Here is a 16,264-nt window from a genome sequence, read left to right as displayed (position 1 = left end):
CAACTCCCGCAGCGGGAACCGGGCGAGGACCGACTCCACCTCCGGGGACAGCGCCGCCTTCAGACGGTCGTGCACCGACAGGGAGTCGTCGCCGAGGGCGTGCGCGGCGGCCAGCACCAGGGCGCGCTCGGGGCCCTTGGGCACTCCGGCGGCGGCCCGCTCGTACAGCTCGGCGCCCTCCTCCAGGACCAGGCCGGTGTCGATCCCGGCCGGCACCTTCACGGACGCGGTGTGCCGCCACGTCGCCAGCGGATGGCTCCAGGCCTCCACCCGGAAGGTCCAACGGCCCGTCGCGTCCGGGGTGATCTCCGCACCCCAGCGGTCGCTGCCCGGGGACAGCTCCCGCATCGGCGTCCAGGGGCCCCGGCGGCCCTGGGGATCGCGCAGGACCACGTTCGCCCCCACGGCATCGTGCCCTTCGCGGAACACGGTGGCCGTGACCTCGAAGGTCTCCCCGGCCACCGCTTTCGCCGGGCGCCTGCCGCACTCCACGGCCGGCCGGACGTCACGTACCGGTACACGGCCGATGGCCGGGGTCCTGCGCATGTATCTCACCTCCGCCGTGCGCGGAGCCGGGCACCCGGCCCGGCTCCGCGATCCGAAAGCGGGGCCGGCGCGCGCCGGTCCCGAGAGGAACGCCTTGTACGGTGCCAGGTCAGGGGCTTGGCGCCGTGGAACGCCGCTCCGGCGGCGGCGCTCTTCTGACCGCCCGGCGTGGCTTCGGCCGTCCGTCCTGCTCGCGCAGGTAGGTGACCAGGTTCGTACGGAGATAGCGCTCGGCCGCGTCCGCGGCTTCGCGGGCGCAGCGTTTGCCCATCAGCACGCACAGCGTGTATCCCGAGTCCTCGAAGGTGGCCCGGACCGTGCGGTCGTGGGGCGAGGCGAGCATGACGCGCTCCCACGCCCGGTAACGCCGCAACTGCCGGGCCACTTCGGCCTTGGCGGGTAGCAGCATGGCCCTCAGCCACCTTCCACGCTCTCGACTGGGCGCGTTCCCGACGGTCGGGTGGCGTCCGCGCACGGGAGGGCGCGGCACCGTTACGGCGATCGAGGCTTTCACTTATGGTGCACGCGCGACGACGCAGCGTCTTGTTGGAGCTTCAATCATTCGGGGGTGTCGGGCGCTCGTGTTGCACGAATGGCGTAGTGGGCTCACCGTGGAGGTGACTCAGAAGCGATCAGCGCTCACGCTATGTGTCCGGGATCCCTCCCGGACAGGGCAAGGGGAGCGAGAGCTTCGCCGGTGAGGAGCAAGCGACGATGAAGACCGCAGTGCCCTGCTACTACCACCTCGACGTGGAAGTCAGCCCGGAACGGGTGGGACAGGTCAGCCGCATCCTGGCCGCCCACCTCCGCCACTGGGACCTCGACAACCTCGTGGACCCCGTCTGCCGCGGCGCCGAACTGCTGCTGCGAGCGATCGACGAGCACGCGACGGACAAACACACCTCGATCGAGATGTGGTGGAACGGCCAGCACCTCATCACCGCCTTCGGTGACGACGACCCGGATCTGCGCCCTGACCAGGACCTGCGGTCCTGCCTCGCGGACATCGCCGCGATGAGCGACGGCTGGGGCTGCTGCGCCTCGGACACCGGCAGCAAGATCATCTGGTTCTCGCAGCGCGCCCGCGCCGGCCAGCGCGTCCCGCTGGTGCCCACCGCCCCCGCGCCGACGCTGCGGGAGGGCCGCACGGTGCCGCACGAGGAGCCGGTCGCCGTGCTCGCCGCGCCGGCGCCCGCCGGTGACGACGCCCTGGAGGGCAGCCGGTGACCGCCCGAAAGCGCCGCAAAGGGGTGCCCGTGTGGAGCGGGCACCCCTACCCGTTGGGTGCCGCCTTCGACGGACAGGGGACCAACTTCGCCCTGTTCAGCGAGGTCGCCGAGCACGTGGAACTGATCCTCGTCGACGACGCCGGCACCACCACGCCTGTCCCGCTGCAAGAGGTCGACGGCTTCGTGTGGCACGCGTACCTGCCCGGCGTCGGACCCGGCCAGCGCTACGGCTACCGGGTGCGCGGCCCCTGGCAGCCGGCGCTCGGCCACCGCTGCAACCCGGCCAAGCTGCTGCTCGACCCGTACGCCCGCGCCGTGGACGGCCAGATCGACAACCACGCCTCCCTGTACGAGCGCGCCCCGGACGGACCCGCCCCGGCCGACAGCGCCGGCCACTCCATGCTGGGCGTGGTCACCGACCCGTTCTTCGACTGGGGCGACGACCGCCCGCCCCGGACGCCGTACGCGGACTCGGTGATCTACGAGGCCCATGTGCGCGGCCTGACCATGACCCACCCGGACGTCCCGGAACGGCTGCGCGGTACCTACGCCGGCCTCGCCCACCCCGCGGTGACCGAGCACCTCACCTCGCTCGGGGTGACCGCCGTCGAACTGATGCCGGTGCACCAGTTCGTCCAGGACGGCGTGCTCCAGGACCGCGGCCTGTCCAACTACTGGGGCTACAACACCATCGGCTTCTTCGCCCCGCACAACGCCTACGCCGCCTTCGGCACCCGCGGCCAGCAGGTCAACGAGTTCAAGGCCATGGTGAAGGCGCTGCACGCGGCCGGCCTCGAAGTCATCCTCGACGTGGTCTACAACCACACCGCCGAGGGCGACGAACGGGGCCCCACGCTGTCCTTCCGGGGCATCGACAACGCCTCCTACTACCGTCTGGTCGACGGCGACTGGGCCCACTACTACGACACCACCGGCACCGGCAACAGCCTGCTGATGCGGCACCCCTACGTGCTCCAGCTGATCATGGACTCGCTGCGGTACTGGGTCACCGAGATGCACGTCGACGGCTTCCGCTTCGACCTCGCGGCCACGCTGGCCCGGCAGTTCCACGAGGTGGACCGGCTCTCGGCGTTCTTCGACCTGATCCAGCAGGACCCCGTCATCAGCCGGGTCAAGCTCATCGCCGAGCCCTGGGACGTCGGCGAGGGCGGCTACCAGGTGGGCAACTTCCCGCCGCTGTGGTCGGAGTGGAACGGCAAGTACCGGGACGCCGTACGGGACTTCTGGCGGGCCGAGCCCGGCTCGCTCGGCGAGTTCGCCTCCCGGCTCACCGGCTCCTCCGACCTCTACCAGCACAGCCGGCGCCGGCCGCGCGCGAGCGTCAACTTCGTCACCGCGCACGACGGTTTCACCCTGCGCGACCTGGTGTCGTACAACGACAAGCACAACGAGGCGAACGGCGAGGAGAACCGGGACGGCGAGAGCCACAACCGGTCCTGGAACTGCGGGGTGGAGGGCGAGACCGACGACCCGGCCGTGCTCGAACTGCGGGCCCGCCAGCAGCGCAACCTGCTGGCCACGCTGCTGCTCTCGCAGGGCATCCCGATGCTCTGCCACGGCGACGAACTCGGCCGCACCCAGCGGGGCAACAACAACGCCTACTGCCAGGACAACGAGATCTCCTGGGTGGACTGGGACCTGACCGACGAGCAGCACGCCCTCGCCGAGTTCACCCGGCGTCTGATCGCGCTGCGCGCCGCGCACCCGGTGCTGCGCCGGCGCCGCTTCTTCCGCGGCGAGACCGCGACCCACGCCAGGCAGCCGCTGCCCGACCTGATGTGGCTGCGGCCCGACGCCCGGGAGATGACCGACCGCGACTGGCAGCGCGGGGACGCGCACACGGTCGGGGTCTTCCTCAACGGGGACGCCATCGCCGAACGCGACTCCTACGGCCGCCGCATGGTCGACGACTCCTTCCTGCTGTGCGTCAACGGCTACTGGGAGCCGGTCGTCTTCCGCCTGCCCGACGACTCCTTCGGCGAGCGCTGGACCACCCTGATCGACACCGCCGACCCCGAGGGCGTCCCCGACGAACGCGAACGGAAGGCGAGCACGAAGCTGCGCGTCGAGGCGCGCAGCCTGGTCCTGCTGTCACGCCCGTCGCGTTCCGCCGGCTAGGCGGCCAGGGGACCGAGACGGCGGCGCCGCACCCCGTCCGGGGGTGCGGCGCCGCCGTCTTGAGCGCCGGCCTCAACGGCTCCGGCGGGACGTCACCGTGAACTGCGCGCCGTCCGGGTCGCGCAGGATCGCCTCGGTGTCCTCCTCGCGCAGCACGCTGCCGCCGTGCTTCTCCGCCGTGCGGGCGCAGCCGGGCACGTCGGCCACCGCGAAATGGACCTGCCAGTGCGGCCGTACCGAGGGGTCCGGGGCCGCCTCCACCGCGCCCGAGTCGATGCGCGCCACGATGTCACCCTGGCTGCGCAGCACCACCTCGCCACCCTCGTACTCGACCTCGCAGCAGCCCGGCAGCCCGGTCGCCCAGTCCAGGACCTCGCCGTAGAAGATCGCGGCGTCGAAGGCGTCCCGGGTGTGCAGCCGGACGAAGGTCGGTGCCGCCTGCCGCCACGCCTCCCAGTTGCCGACCAGTTCGCCCTGCCAGATCCCGAACGTGGCCCCGTCCCGGTCGGCGAGCAGTGCCGCCCGGCCCGGCGGGAAGGACAGCGGCCCGACCGCCGCCGTGCCGCCGCGCTCCCGCACCCGGGACACGGCCACGTCCGCGTCCCGTACGGCGAAGTACGGCGTCCAGGCCACCGCCATCTGCCACATGGAGGCGACGGCGGCGATCCCGGCCACCGGGACCCCGTTCGCCAGGGCGATCCGGAAGTGCTCGCCGAGCTTGGCGCTGCGCCAGCGCCAGCCGAGGACGGCCGCGTAGAAGTCCTGGGTGGCCTGGAGATCGCGGCTGGTCAGGCTCACCCAGCACGGTGCGCCGAAGACGGAGTGGGTGGAGACGACCTTTGTTCTGCGTGGCTCGCCGCCGGTGCGGGTGTCGTGGTTCATGGCAGTCGCGTCCTGCTCTCGGGGCCGGGCGGCCACCGGTCTGACACCAGTGTCCGACCGGAAGCGGGTGGGCTGCCTGTCGAGTACCCCGGGTGGCGGGGGTGCAGGCCCCTGCGCACGATGGAGGGATGGGAGAGATCGAGCCGGACCGGATCGCCGCGCTACAGGCGGAGGTCGACCAGCTGAAGGAGGCCGTGACCTCCCACGCGGTGATCGACCAGGCGATCGGGATGGTCGTGGCCCTCGGCCGGGTGACCCCGGACCAGGGATGGCAGGTGCTGAAGGAGGTCTCCCAGCACACCAACATCAAGCTGCGCAACATCGCCGAGCTGATCCTGATCTGGGGGCGGCGCGGCGACATCCCGGCCGAGATCAGGGCCGAGCTGGAGGACGCGCTGGACCGCTACGGCCCCACCCAGGTGCCGGGGTCCGAGGGGCAGTAGGCTCCCGGGAGCCGACGGAACGGGGGCTCCCGGGAGCCTCGGGGGACCAGGGACTCAGCGGGCTCGGGCCTCCGCGAGCAGTTCGTCGCGCAGCCGGTCGAAGCAGCCGCTGAGCAGCCGCGAGACGTGCATCTGCGAGATACCGAGCTGCTGGGCGATCCGGCTCTGCGTCATACCGCCGAAGAACCGCAGGTAGAGGATGGTGCGTTCCCGCTCGGGCAGCGCCTCAAGACACGGCTTGACCGCGGCCCGGTCCACGACGAGGTCGAACCCCGGGTCCGGGCCGCCCAGGGAGTCGCCCAGCGCGTAGCCGTCCGTGCCGGTCACCTCGGCGTCCAGGGACAGCGCGGAGAAGCACTCCAGCGCCTCCATCCCGGTGCGCACCTCGTCCTCGCTGAGCCGCGTGAACGCGGCGATCTCGGCGACGGTGGGCGCCCGGCCCGGCGTCGTCTGCGCCAGCTCCTTGGTGGCGGCACGGACCCGGTTGCGCAGGTCCTGCACCCGGCGCGGCACGTGCAGGGTCCACATGTGGTCGCGGAAGTGGCGCTTGATCTCCCCCGTGATGGTGGGCACCGCGTAGGCCTCGAAGGCCCGGCCGCGGTCGGGATCGTAGTGGTCGACGGCCTTGACCAGGCCCAGCGCGGCCACCTGGTACAGGTCCTCCAGGGCCTCGCCCCGGCCGCGGAACCGTACGGCGATCCGCTCGGCCATGGGCAGCCACAACCGGACGAGCTCGTCCCGCAGCGCCTGGCGCTCGGGACCGTCGGACAGCCCGGCGAGCCGCTCGAAAGCGGCGCTGGTGTCCGGGGCGTCGTCGTGTGGATGGGGTTTCGTGCTGCCAGTGACACGCATCGCGCGCACCTCTCTCAGCAGGTGCTGGATGACAGACACCGTGGGAGGTGCGCTCGGACCATGGATAGGACACCGGGGCGTCCGGCGAGGGCCGGCTCCCACGGACGTGCCTCCTGTCCGAAGCACTGGTGTGCCCATTCCCGCTGAGGGGCATCTCAAAACAAATATGTGCATACAGGGAGATTCGGGCGAAGTGCTCTCGGCCGCCCTTTGGGGAGCCCTTGGAGAGCCCTTCGGAAGTCCTTGGGGAGCAATACCTCTGTAGCAGAGGTAATCTCCGAAGCGTGGACGCCGACACCTTTCCGGAGCAACTGGCCGACGCGCTGGTGCGCATCCAGCGGCTGATCCGGCGCCGGCTGCGCGGCGGGCTCACCGCGCCCCGGCTGCGCGGCGCCGAGGTCGAACTGCTGCGGCTCGTCGAGTCCCGGCCCGGCATCGGTGTCTCGGACGCGGCCCGTCGGCTGCACCTGGCCGGGAACTCCGTCTCGACCCTGGTCAACCAGCTCGTCCGGGACGGCTATCTGGTCCGCGAGACCGACCCGGCCGACCGGCGGGCCGCCCGGCTGCTGCTGACCGGGGCCGCCGAGCAGCGGCTCGCGGACTGGCAGCGCCGCCGGGCCGAACTGGTCGGCCGGCATGTCTCCCGGCTCGGCGAGGCCGACCGCGAGGCCCTGCGCGCGGCCCTGCCGGCCCTGCGCAGGCTGGCCGTCATGCTGCACGAGGAGGCCGAGGAAACATGACGAGCGACAAGCCTGACGGCTCCGGGACGGGCGGTACGCCCGACGTCGCCGGTACGGCTGAGACCCCCAGCAGGTCCGGTGCCCCCGCCGGTGCCCCGGTGGCCTCGGAGGGCCCTGGGGGCTTCGAGGGTGGTCCGGCCGGTCCGGCGGAGGGCGCGCCAGGCGCCGTCGGGGCTTCCTCCGTGGCCGCGGACCGTGTCTCCGTCGAAGCCGTGTCCTGCACCGGGCTCGCCCATGCCTTCGGTGAGACCCGCGCCGTCGACGGGCTCGATCTGGCCGTCCGGGAGGGCGAGGTGTTCGGGCTGCTGGGCCCCAACGGGGCCGGCAAGACCACCGCCATCCGCTGCATCACCACACTGCTGCCCGTCCCGGCCGGCATGGTCCGCGTCTTCGGGCACGACGCCGCCAAGGAACGGATGGCGGTGCGCCGGCTGCTCGGCTACGTCCCGCAGCAGCTGTCCGCCGACAGCGCACTCACCGGCCGGGAGAACGTCGCCCTGTTCGCCCGGGTCTTCGACGTGCCGCGCCGCGAGCGCGCCGCACGCGTCACCCAGGCCCTCGCCGCCGTCGGCCTCGCCGACGCCGCCGACCGGCTGGCCGGGACCTACTCCGGCGGCATGGTCCGCCGCCTGGAACTCGCCCAGGCCCTGGTCAGCGCACCCCGGCTGCTGATCCTGGACGAGCCCACGATCGGCCTGGACCCGATCGCCCGCACCGGCGTCTGGGAGCACATCAACGCCGTACGCGCCGCCACCGGCATGACCGTCCTGGTCACCACCCACTACATGGACGAGGCCGACCAGTACTGCGACCGGGTCGGCCTCATGCACCGTGGCCGGGTCCGCGCCCTCGGCACCCCGACGGCACTGCGCCACGGCCTCGCCGAGCGGCGGGGCGCCGACCGCCTGCCCACGCTGGAGGACGTCTTCCGCGACGTCGCCGGCAGCGGCCTCGACGACCACTCCGGAGGAGGTTTCCGCGATGTCCGAAGCACCCGCCGCACCGCGCGCCGCGTCGGCTGACGGCAGCACCGGAGACGGCATCGCCCTGCTGCTCACCCCGCCCGTACCGCGCGCGGGCTGGCGCGTCCTGCCCGCCCGGGTGATCGCCATGTGCGCCGTCGAGCTCCAGAAGCTGCGCCACGACCGGACCGAGCTGTACACCCGCGCGGTCCAGCCCGCCCTGTGGCTGCTGATCTTCGGCCAGACCTTCACCCGGATCCGGGCGATACCCACCGGCGGGGTCCCGTACATCGACTACCTGGCACCCGGCATCATCGCCCAGTCGGCGATGTTCATCGCGATCTTCTACGGCATCCAGATCATCTGGGAGCGGGACGCGGGCATCCTGAACAAGCTGCTCGTCACCCCGACCCCGCGCTCGGCCCTGATCACCGGCAAGGCCTTCGCGGCCGGGGTGAAGTCGCTGGTCCAGGCGGTCGTCGTGATCGTGATCGCCGCCCTGCTCGGCGTCGCCCTCACCTGGAACCCGCTCAAGCTGCTCGGCGTCGCACTCGCGGTGGTCCTCGCCTCCGTGTTCTTCTCCTGCCTGTCGATGACCATCGCGGGGATCGTGCTCAGCCGCGACCGGCTGATGGGCTTCGGGCAGGCGATCACCATGCCACTGTTCTTCGGCTCCAACGCCCTCTACCCCGTGTCCGTGATGCCGGGCTGGCTCCAGGCGGTCAGCAAGGTCAACCCGCTGAGCTATCAAGTGGACGCCCTGCGGGGCCTGCTGCTCGGTACACCCGCGCATCTCGCCGCCGACTTCGCGGTGCTGACGGTGGCCGCCGCGGCGGGCATCACCGCGGCCTCCGCACTGCTCGGCCGGCTGGCCCGCTGATCTTGCCGCGGACGTGATGTGCGGCACGCGCGCGTACCCGGCCGCGAGGGGCCGGATACCGATTCTTCCTGGGCAGCGCTTGATCACCGATCAAAGCGGGTGAATCCCCTGGCCACAGCGCATTACGCGCATTTGACAGTGCGCTGAGCGCACAGATAGACAGCAGCTCTCGAAGGTCGAGAGGGGCACTGTGTACGAGCCGAACGTGGTCGGGGACTGGCAGGAGTACGAGGAGCATGCCGGTCTGCGGGTCCGCGTCCACCGCCTGGAGCCGGCCGAGCCGCCGCGCGGACGGGACGACGCCGCCGCCGGGCTGACGTACTTCAGCGTCCGGGTGACCGTGGAGAACCGCGGCGCGCGGCACTACGGCATCCACCTGGAGGACGGCCAGATCGACGTCCGCGTAGGTCCGGACGGCGAGGGCGCCTTCATCGACTGGCGCAACTCCCAGTTCATCGAGGGCTTCGACGTCTACCCGCTGCGCCGGGCCACCGCCGTCCTCTACGCCGCCGCGCCCGAGGCCGCCCTCACGCACGTGGACGTGCAGGTGCAGCTGCGGGTGGAGGACGAGTGGGCCGACCGCCGGCTGTGGGCGGGCGGCATCGGCATCGTGGAGCCCGCCGCGCCGGCCGCACCCGCGGGCACCGGACAGGGCAGCCTGGCCCACCAGGTCAGCGCGTTCCTGAGGGACCAGACCGAGCCCGGTTCCGCCTGACGAGCGCCCGCGCGGAGCGTCGTACGACGCTCAGTGCGGGATGCCGTCGATGATCTCGCGCGCGCCCTGCCGCAGCAGCGCCACCGCGACCGAGGTGCCGAGGGTGGCCGGATCGAGCCGGCCCGCCCACTCGTGGGCGTTCAGCCGGGTCTTGCCGTCCGGGGTGAAGACACAGGCGCGCAGGGAGAGTTCCCCGCTCCGGTCCACCCGCGCGTACCCGGCGATGGGGCTGTTGCAGTGTCCCTGCAACACGTGCAGGAACATCCGTTCGGCCGTCGCCTCCCGGTGGGTGGCCGGGTCGCTGAGCCCGCTGACCGCGTCGATCAGCTCGCTGTCGTCCTCCCGGCACTGCAACGCGACGATGCCCGCGCCGATCGGCGGCATCATCGTCTCCGGGGACAGTACCTCGCTGATCACGTCCGTCCGCCCGATGCGCTCCAGGCCGGACACCGCCAGCAGCAGCGCGTCCGCCTCACCGGCGGCCAGCTTCTCCAGCCGGCGGTTGGCGTTGCCCCGGAAGGGCACGCACTCCAGGTGCGGGTGGGTGGCGGCCAGTTGGGCGATGCGACGCACCGCGGAGGTGCCGATCCGGGTGCCGGGCGGCAACTCGTCCAGGGTGAGCCCGTCCGGGTGCACCAGCGCGTCCCGGATGTCGTCCCGCTTCAGGAACGCGGCGAACACCGTCCCGGCCGGCAGCGGCCGGTCGGCGGGCACGTCCTTGACGCAGTGCACCGCGAGATCCGCCTCCCCGGCCAGCAGGGCGGCGTCCACCTCCTTGGTGAACGCCCCCTTGCCCTCGACCTGGGACAGATCGCCGAGCCACTTGTCACCGGTGGTCTTCACCGGTACGACCGTGGTGCGCACGCCCGGGTGCAGCACCGCCAACTCGGCGCGGACCCGTTCGACTTGGGCCAGGGCCATGGGCGAGTCGCGGGAGACGATTCGGATCAGTTCGGGAACCGGCATGCGGACACGATAGACCCACCGGCCTCAGCCGGATTCCCCGGGCAGGTCGGCCGCCGACTCCTCCGGGGTGAGATCCGGGCGCAGCCGCAGCCAGGAGGGCTGGCGCAGCATGCCGTTGCGGGTACGGGTGCTGTAGCCGACCTCGCCCACCAGCCGGGGCAGCACCCAGCGGGCGCCGGGCACCCGCGGCACGGGCGCGAAGGGGCACCGGTCGCTCGCCGTGTCCCGCAGCAGGTCCGCCAGCCGGACGCGCTCGGCCTCGCTCCAGCCGGTGCCCACCCCGCCGACGTACCGCAGCCGGCCCTCCGGGTCGCGCTGGCCGACCAGCACCGCGCCGGGCAGTCCGGTCAGCCGCCCCTTGCCGGGCAGCCAGCCGCCGACGATCACGTCCTCGGCCCGCATGTTCCGGATCTTGATCCAGGCGCGGGAGCGCACGCCGGGTTCGTACACCGAGTCCAGCCGCTTGCACACCAGGCCCTCCAGGCCGTGTTCCCTGGTCGCCGCGAGCGCCTCGGCGCCGTGCCCGGTCACCGCTCCCGGCGTCGACCAGTACGGCCCCGCGAGCCCCAGTTCCTCCAGCCGCGCCCGCCGCCGGACGTACGGCAGCCGTACCAGGGACTCCTCCAGATGGGGCACGTCGAACAGCACCAGGTGCACCGGGACCTGCGCGGCCCGGCGCGCCGCCCGCGCGGGGGCGTGTGCGAGGCCCATCCGGCTCTGGAGGAGCTGGAAGTCGGCCCGGCCCCGCGCGTCCAGGGCCAGCACCTCCCCGTCCAGCACCGCGGGCGTGGTGCCCAGCGCCCCGCCGAGCGGCCGCAGCTCCGGGTAGGCACCGGTGATGTCCTCGCCCGAGCGGGCGCGCAGCAGCACACTGCCGTCGCCGGGCAGGTACACCATCGCCCGCTGGCCGTCCTGCTTGGTCTCGTACGCCCACCGCGCGTCCTGCGCGGCGGGCGGCAGGCTGCCGGGCGTCGCGAGCATGGGCGGAATGAGCGGCAGGGTCACGGCGGTCACGGCAGAGATCTCGACCACCCCCGACGCCGTCACGCCCCTTTCCCCCCGGGTTCCCCTGAACGGTCCCGCGACGGACACGGGCACGGGCACCGGGCGCCCGCCGGCCGGGCTGGAGCGGCACGGGGCGGGACCGCGCGGGGGCGTGGCGGCGGGGACGGACCGTGGCCGGTGTGGGGCGCTCGGGGGCGTACCGGTGGGGACGGAGCGTGCGTGGGTGCCGGGTCGGTGCGGGGGTCGGTGCCGCCGGACGGGGCGCGGGGCGGCTACCGGGCGCTGGGCGGGCGGGGTGTGCTGCGGGTACCGGCTGGGCGGGGACGCTGGGGCGACGCGGTGGGGGAGTGGTGGCGGGGAGGGGCTGTGGCCGGTGCGGGGCCACGGGGGGCGTGCCGGTGGGGACGGACTGTGGGCGGGCGCCGGGGCGGCGCGGCGGGGGAGTCGCGGCCGGGACGAGCCGGTGCGCCGTACCGGGCCCGCGTGAACGGGCCCGGTGTCGCCTGGGCGGGTGGTCACGGCACCGGACCGGCCCGGTGCGGCGGGAGGGACCGCCGAGGGCCGCCCCGGACGGGGGCAGCCGGGCGGCCCACGAGTCCCCCTCAGCTGACCCGTTCCGGTGGCGCGGCCCGCTCGCTCGCCCCGCTCAGCTGACGCAGTCGTGATCAGCGAGCGGTTCGGTCGTCGGTGCCGGGATTGCCGGGCGGGGAGACGGGGCCTGCTCGGTCTCCCCGCCCGGCCGGCGGAGTTTGCTCAGGCGACCCGTTCCGGCGGGAGAGGCCGCTTCGCCGCTCCGTTCCGGCGGCAGATCCGCCATTCGCCCCGCCCGGCCGGCCGAGTGCTGCCCAGGCGACCCGTTCCGGCGGCAGGGGCCCCTCGGCCGCTCCGCTCGGCCGGCAGAGTTCCGCTCAGGCGACCCGTTCGGTCGTCGGTTCCGGGGTCGGGGTCGGGGTCGGGGCCGGGGTGTCGGGGTGGTGGCGGGGGAGGAAGGAGGCGAGGACGAAGGCGAGGGCCGCCGCGCCCGCGCCGAGTGCCATGACCGCCTTGAAGCCGTTCTCGGACGGCAGCGCGTGGCCGCCGAGGCTGATCGTCAGCTGGGCCAGGATCACGCCCGCGACCGCGCTGGCCACCGACGTTCCGATGGACCGCATCAGCGTGTTGAGGCTGTTCGCGGCGGCCGTCTCCGACGCCGGGACCGCGCCCATGATCAGCGCGGGCATGGCGCCGTAGGCGAAGCCGACACCCGCGCCGATGACGCAGGAGACCAGGACCAGGTGCCAGACCTCGCTCATCAGCACGATGCTGAGCGCGTACCCGGCGGCGACGATGACCGCTCCGATCATGAGCGTGATCTTCGGCCCCCGGGATTTGGTGATCACGGCGGAGACCGGGGCCATGGCCATCATCACCAGGCCCTGCGGCGCCATCACCAGACCGACGGTGAGCATGGACCTGCCGAGGCCGTAGCCGGTCTGGGTCGGCAGCTGGAGGAGCTGTGGCAGGACCAGGGACATCGCGAACATCGAGAAGCCGAACGCGATGGAGGCCAGGTTGGTGAACAGCACCTGGCGGCGGACGGTGGTGCGCAGGTCGACCAGCGGCTGCGCGGTGCACAGCTCGAAGAGGCCCCAGCCCAGCAGGACGACGACGGCGAGGGCGAACAGGCCCAGCGTGGTGCCGCTGCCCCAGCCCCAGTCGGCGCCCTTGGAAATGGCCAGGAGCAGGGAGACCAGGCCGACGGCCATGCCCAGCGCGCCGGCCACGTCGAAGCGCCCACCCGTACGCACGCTCGACTCCGGTACCAGGCCCAGCACGCACACGAACGCGACGACGCCGAGGCTCGCGGAGGTCCAGAACAGTACGTGCCAGTCGAAGTGGTCGGCGATGAAGGCCGCCGAGGGCAGCCCGAGCGCGCCGCCGACGCCCAGCGAGGCGCTCATCAGGGCGGTCGAACCGGCCAGCTTCTCCGGCGGCAGCTCGTCGCGCATGATGCTGATGCCCAGCGGGACCACGGCGGCGGCGAGCCCCTGGAGCGCACGGCCGACGATCATCGGGACGAGCGTGTCGCTGAGCGCGCACACCACCGAGCCGGCCACCAGCAGCACGAGGCTGACCATCAGCAGGCGCCGCTTGCCGAACATGTCGCCGAGCCGGCCGGCCACCGGGGTGGCGACGGCGGCGGCCAGCAGCGTGGCCGTGACCGCCCAGGCGGCGTCGGACGCCGAGGCGTGCAGATAGCCGGGCAGCTCCGGGACGATCGGGATCACCAGGGTCTGCATCAGCGACACGGTGATACCGGCCAGGGCCAGCACCGCGACCACGGCACCCGGCCGTGCCGGAGCGGAACGGCCGGCCTCGGCGGGCCGGGCGGGGGCGTCGGACATAGGAGGACCTTCCAGGGAACAGGGAACAGGGAACGAACAGGGAACAAGGAACAGCGGGGCAGGGAACGAGGGCGAGCCGAAGGACCGGACGAGTGACCGACACTTCGTTTAAGTCAACTGCTTGACTTACTGTAGCGGCATGGAGCGGCGGCACGCGGGGGCCCGTCCCCGCCGGTGCGGGCGGGCCCGTAGGCTGCCCTCGCTGGACCTCGCCGCCCCGGTCGAGGACCTGGGACGGAGCGCGGGACGGGCCGGCCCAGGGCGGTGCGCAGTCCCGGAGCGGTGGTGAGCATGGCGCGCAGGACGGCGCGGGCCGAGCAGGTGAGCGCGACCCGGGAGGCGATCCTGACCGCGGCGGAACGGCTGTTCGCCGAGCACGGCGTGTACGCCGTCTCCAACCGCCAGGTCAGCGAGGCCGCGGGACAGGGCAACAACGCCGCGGTCGGCTACCACTTCGGCACCAAGGCCGACCTGGTCCGCGCGGTCGCCCGGCGGCACGCCGAGCACATCGAGACGCTGCGGGAGCGGGCCCTGGCGGCGGCCGGTGACTCCACGGACGTACGCGACTGGGTCTACTGCCTGGTCCGGCCGGTGACCGAGCACCTGGCGAGCCTCGGCAGCCCCACCTGGTACGCCCGGTTCTGTGCCCAGGTCATGACCGACCCGGCCCTGCACGAGATCATGGTCGAGGAGTCCTTGGCCTCACCGGCGCTGCGCGAGGCGGTCGAGGGCCTGAACCGCACCCTCGGGGAGTTGCCGCCCGAGGTGCGCGCCGAGCGCGGCCAGATGGTCCGGCTGTTGATCCTGCACACCTGCGCCGAGCGGGAGCGGGCCCTGGCGGAGGGCACCCCGACCCCGCGCGCCACCTGGGACGAGGTGGCCACGGGCCTCGCGGACGCGATCGTGGGCCTGTGGCTGGCCCCCGTGGGCACCGCCCGCCGGACCGCGAGCCGCTGAACCCGGGCGGCGGGCCGGGGCCGCCGCCCCGCGTCAGGAGGACCGTGCCGGCCGGACCCAGCCCAGGGAGCGTTCGACGGCCCGCCGCCAGTTGTCGTACTCCGCCTCCCGCCGCTCCGGGTCCATGGCGGGCAGCCACTGGCCGGCCTTGTGCCAGTTGCGGCGCAGCACCTCCAGGTCGGGCCAGTAGCCGGCGGCGAGCCCGGCCGCGTAGGCGGCGCCCAGCGAGACCGTCTCGGCGACCATCGGCCGTACCACCGGCACGTCGAGCACGTCGGCCACGAACTGCATGAGCAGGTTGTCCGCGGTCATGCCCCCGTCCACCTTGAGCTGCTGGAGGGCGACCGAGGAGTCGGCGTTCATGGCGTCGACGACCTCCCGGGTCTGCCACCCGGTGGCCTCCAGGACGGCCCGTGCCAGGTGTCCCTTGGTGATGTACGAGGTGAGCCCGACGATGACCCCGCGCGCGTCGCTGCGCCAGCGCGGCGCGAACAGGCCCGAGAAGGCCGGGACGATGTAGCAGCCGCCGTTGTCCTCGACCGTCCGGGCGAGGGTCTCGATCTCCGGCGCGCTGCTGATCAGCCCCAGACGGTCACGGAACCACTGGACGAGCGCGCCGGTGACGGCGATCGACCCTTCCAGGGCGTAGGCCGGCTGCTGGTCCCCGATCTTGTAGGCGACCGTCGTGAGGAGCCCGTGCCGGGACCGCACCAGGTCGGCCCCGGTGTTGAGCAGCAGGAAACTGCCCGTTCCGTAGGTGCACTTGGCATCGCCCGGGGAGAAGCAGGTCTGGCCGAACAGGGCGGCCTGCTGGTCGCCGAGCGCGGCCGTGATGGAGACGCCCGGCAGCAGCGAGCGGGCCTCGCCGTACGGCTCGGCGGACGACCTGATCTCGGGCAGCATCGAGCGGGGCACCCGGAAGAAGTCCAGCAGCTCGTCGTCCCAGACGAGTTCGCGGATGTTCATCAGCATCGTGCGGCTGGCGTTGGTGACGTCGGTGATGTGCAGACCGCCGTCGGTTCCGCCGGTGAGGTTCCAGATCAGCCAGCTCTCCATCGTGCCGAACAGCACCTCGCCGTCCCGGGCGCGCTGTTCGACCCCCTTGACGTGGTCGAACAGCCACCGGATGCGCAGCGCGGAGAAGTAGGTCGACGGCGGCAGGCCGCACCGGTCGAGGAAGAACGCCTCCCCGGGGTCTTGCGAGAGGGCGTCGACGAGCGGCGCCGTGCGGGTGTCCTGCCAGACCAGTGCCCGGCCGAGCGGGGCGCCGGTGCGCCGGTCCCAGAGCACCGTCGTCTCCCGCTGGTTGGCCAGGCCGATCGCCGCGATCTGGCCCTGGTCCACCCCGGCGTCCGACAGGGCCTCGGGCACCACCCGCCGCAGGTTCTGCCAGATCTCGACGGCGTCGTGCTCGACCCATCCGGGTTTCGGGAAGTGCTGCTGGTGCTCCTTCTGCGCGACCGAGACCAGCCGCCCACGGTGGTCGAACAGGATGCAGCGGGTCGAGTTGGTGCCCTGATCGACGGACATCACATACCGTTCAACCATGATCGGGTCTGTCCTT

At 72.9% G+C, this 16,264-nt stretch carries 16 protein-coding genes; 8 read left to right on the top strand and 8 right to left on the bottom strand.

Going from position 1 to position 16,264, the window contains the following annotated elements:
- The coding region (locus IE273_RS13290; RefSeq protein WP_189815317.1) for a maltotransferase domain-containing protein at positions 1-546 on the bottom strand (546 nt) is incomplete at its 3' end.
- Positions 547-655: 109 nt separating this feature from the next.
- Positions 656-955, bottom strand: coding sequence for a DUF5133 domain-containing protein (locus tag IE273_RS13285; protein ID WP_041665878.1), 300 nt, complete (start codon positions 953-955; stop codon positions 656-658).
- A gap of 305 nt (positions 956-1,260) precedes the next feature.
- Between IE273_RS13285 and IE273_RS13280 the strand changes: the two genes are divergently transcribed.
- Positions 1,261-1,773: a pep a2 gene (locus IE273_RS13280; RefSeq protein WP_189815316.1), complete on the top strand. Its 513-nt coding sequence runs from the start codon at positions 1,261-1,263 to the stop codon at positions 1,771-1,773.
- On the top strand, positions 1,770-3,914 hold the full coding sequence (gene glgX / locus IE273_RS13275) for a glycogen debranching protein GlgX (protein ID WP_229887212.1): 2,145 nt from the start codon (positions 1,770-1,772) through the stop codon (positions 3,912-3,914). Before IE273_RS13280 ends, glgX begins: the two co-directional genes overlap by 4 nt.
- A gap of 72 nt (positions 3,915-3,986) precedes the next feature.
- Here the strand turns inward: glgX and IE273_RS13270 are convergent, their stop codons facing one another.
- The gene (locus IE273_RS13270; protein ID WP_189815315.1) at positions 3,987-4,796 is read right to left on the bottom strand and encodes a VOC family protein; all 810 of its coding nucleotides are present in this window, start codon (positions 4,794-4,796) and stop codon (positions 3,987-3,989) included.
- 128 nt (positions 4,797-4,924) lie between these two features.
- On the opposite strand from IE273_RS13270, the gene IE273_RS13265 reads away from it, so the two are divergent.
- On the top strand, positions 4,925-5,239 hold the full coding sequence (locus tag IE273_RS13265; protein WP_014670708.1) for an ANTAR domain-containing protein: 315 nt from the start codon (positions 4,925-4,927) through the stop codon (positions 5,237-5,239).
- A gap of 54 nt (positions 5,240-5,293) precedes the next feature.
- On the opposite strand, the gene IE273_RS13260 is transcribed toward IE273_RS13265, so the two are convergent.
- Complete coding sequence (locus tag IE273_RS13260) at positions 5,294-6,091, bottom strand: RNA polymerase sigma factor SigF (RefSeq protein ID WP_189815314.1); 798 nt, start codon at positions 6,089-6,091, stop codon at positions 5,294-5,296.
- A gap of 284 nt (positions 6,092-6,375) precedes the next feature.
- Between IE273_RS13260 and IE273_RS13255 the strand changes: the two genes are divergently transcribed.
- The 4 genes from IE273_RS13255 to IE273_RS13240 all read left to right on the top strand — a co-directional run bounded on the left by IE273_RS13255 (position 6,376) and on the right by IE273_RS13240 (position 9,388).
- A complete protein-coding gene (locus tag IE273_RS13255) occupies positions 6,376-6,831 on the top strand; it encodes a MarR family winged helix-turn-helix transcriptional regulator (protein ID WP_189815313.1) in 456 nt (151 codons plus the stop codon).
- Between the two features lie 182 nt (positions 6,832-7,013).
- On the top strand, positions 7,014-7,853 hold the full coding sequence (locus IE273_RS13250; RefSeq protein ID WP_189815367.1) for an ABC transporter ATP-binding protein: 840 nt from the start codon (positions 7,014-7,016) through the stop codon (positions 7,851-7,853).
- Positions 7,813-8,673 (top strand): ABC transporter permease, encoded by an 861-nt coding sequence (locus IE273_RS13245; RefSeq protein WP_189815312.1) that lies wholly within the window; start codon positions 7,813-7,815, stop codon positions 8,671-8,673. Before IE273_RS13250 ends, IE273_RS13245 begins: the two co-directional genes overlap by 41 nt.
- A 190-nt stretch (positions 8,674-8,863) precedes the next feature.
- The gene (locus tag IE273_RS13240) at positions 8,864-9,388 is read left to right on the top strand and encodes a hypothetical protein (protein ID WP_189815311.1); all 525 of its coding nucleotides are present in this window, start codon (positions 8,864-8,866) and stop codon (positions 9,386-9,388) included.
- 30 nt (positions 9,389-9,418) lie between these two features.
- Here the strand turns inward: IE273_RS13240 and hemC are convergent, their stop codons facing one another.
- The 3 genes from hemC to IE273_RS13225 all read right to left on the bottom strand — a co-directional run bounded on the left by hemC (position 9,419) and on the right by IE273_RS13225 (position 13,743).
- The gene (gene hemC / locus IE273_RS13235; protein ID WP_189815310.1) at positions 9,419-10,354 is read right to left on the bottom strand and encodes a hydroxymethylbilane synthase; all 936 of its coding nucleotides are present in this window, start codon (positions 10,352-10,354) and stop codon (positions 9,419-9,421) included.
- A 24-nt stretch (positions 10,355-10,378) separates the two neighbouring features.
- The gene (locus IE273_RS13230) at positions 10,379-11,359 is read right to left on the bottom strand and encodes an ATP-dependent DNA ligase (protein WP_189815366.1); all 981 of its coding nucleotides are present in this window, start codon (positions 11,357-11,359) and stop codon (positions 10,379-10,381) included.
- A gap of 908 nt (positions 11,360-12,267) precedes the next feature.
- Positions 12,268-13,743 (bottom strand): MFS transporter, encoded by a 1,476-nt coding sequence (locus tag IE273_RS13225; RefSeq protein ID WP_189815309.1) that lies wholly within the window; start codon positions 13,741-13,743, stop codon positions 12,268-12,270.
- Between the two features lie 291 nt (positions 13,744-14,034).
- On the opposite strand from IE273_RS13225, the gene IE273_RS13220 reads away from it, so the two are divergent.
- On the top strand, positions 14,035-14,700 hold the full coding sequence (locus IE273_RS13220; RefSeq protein WP_189815308.1) for a TetR/AcrR family transcriptional regulator: 666 nt from the start codon (positions 14,035-14,037) through the stop codon (positions 14,698-14,700).
- A gap of 33 nt (positions 14,701-14,733) precedes the next feature.
- Here the strand turns inward: IE273_RS13220 and glpK are convergent, their stop codons facing one another.
- Positions 14,734-16,248, bottom strand: coding sequence for a glycerol kinase GlpK (gene glpK, locus IE273_RS13215; protein ID WP_189815307.1), 1,515 nt, complete (start codon positions 16,246-16,248; stop codon positions 14,734-14,736).
- Positions 16,249-16,264 lie beyond the last annotated feature (16 nt).

Source organism: Streptomyces olivaceoviridis (genome assembly GCF_014650115.1).
GTDB lineage: Bacteria > Actinomycetota > Actinomycetes > Streptomycetales > Streptomycetaceae > Streptomyces > Streptomyces olivaceoviridis.
This window is presented reverse-complemented; position numbering and strand designations above follow the sequence as displayed.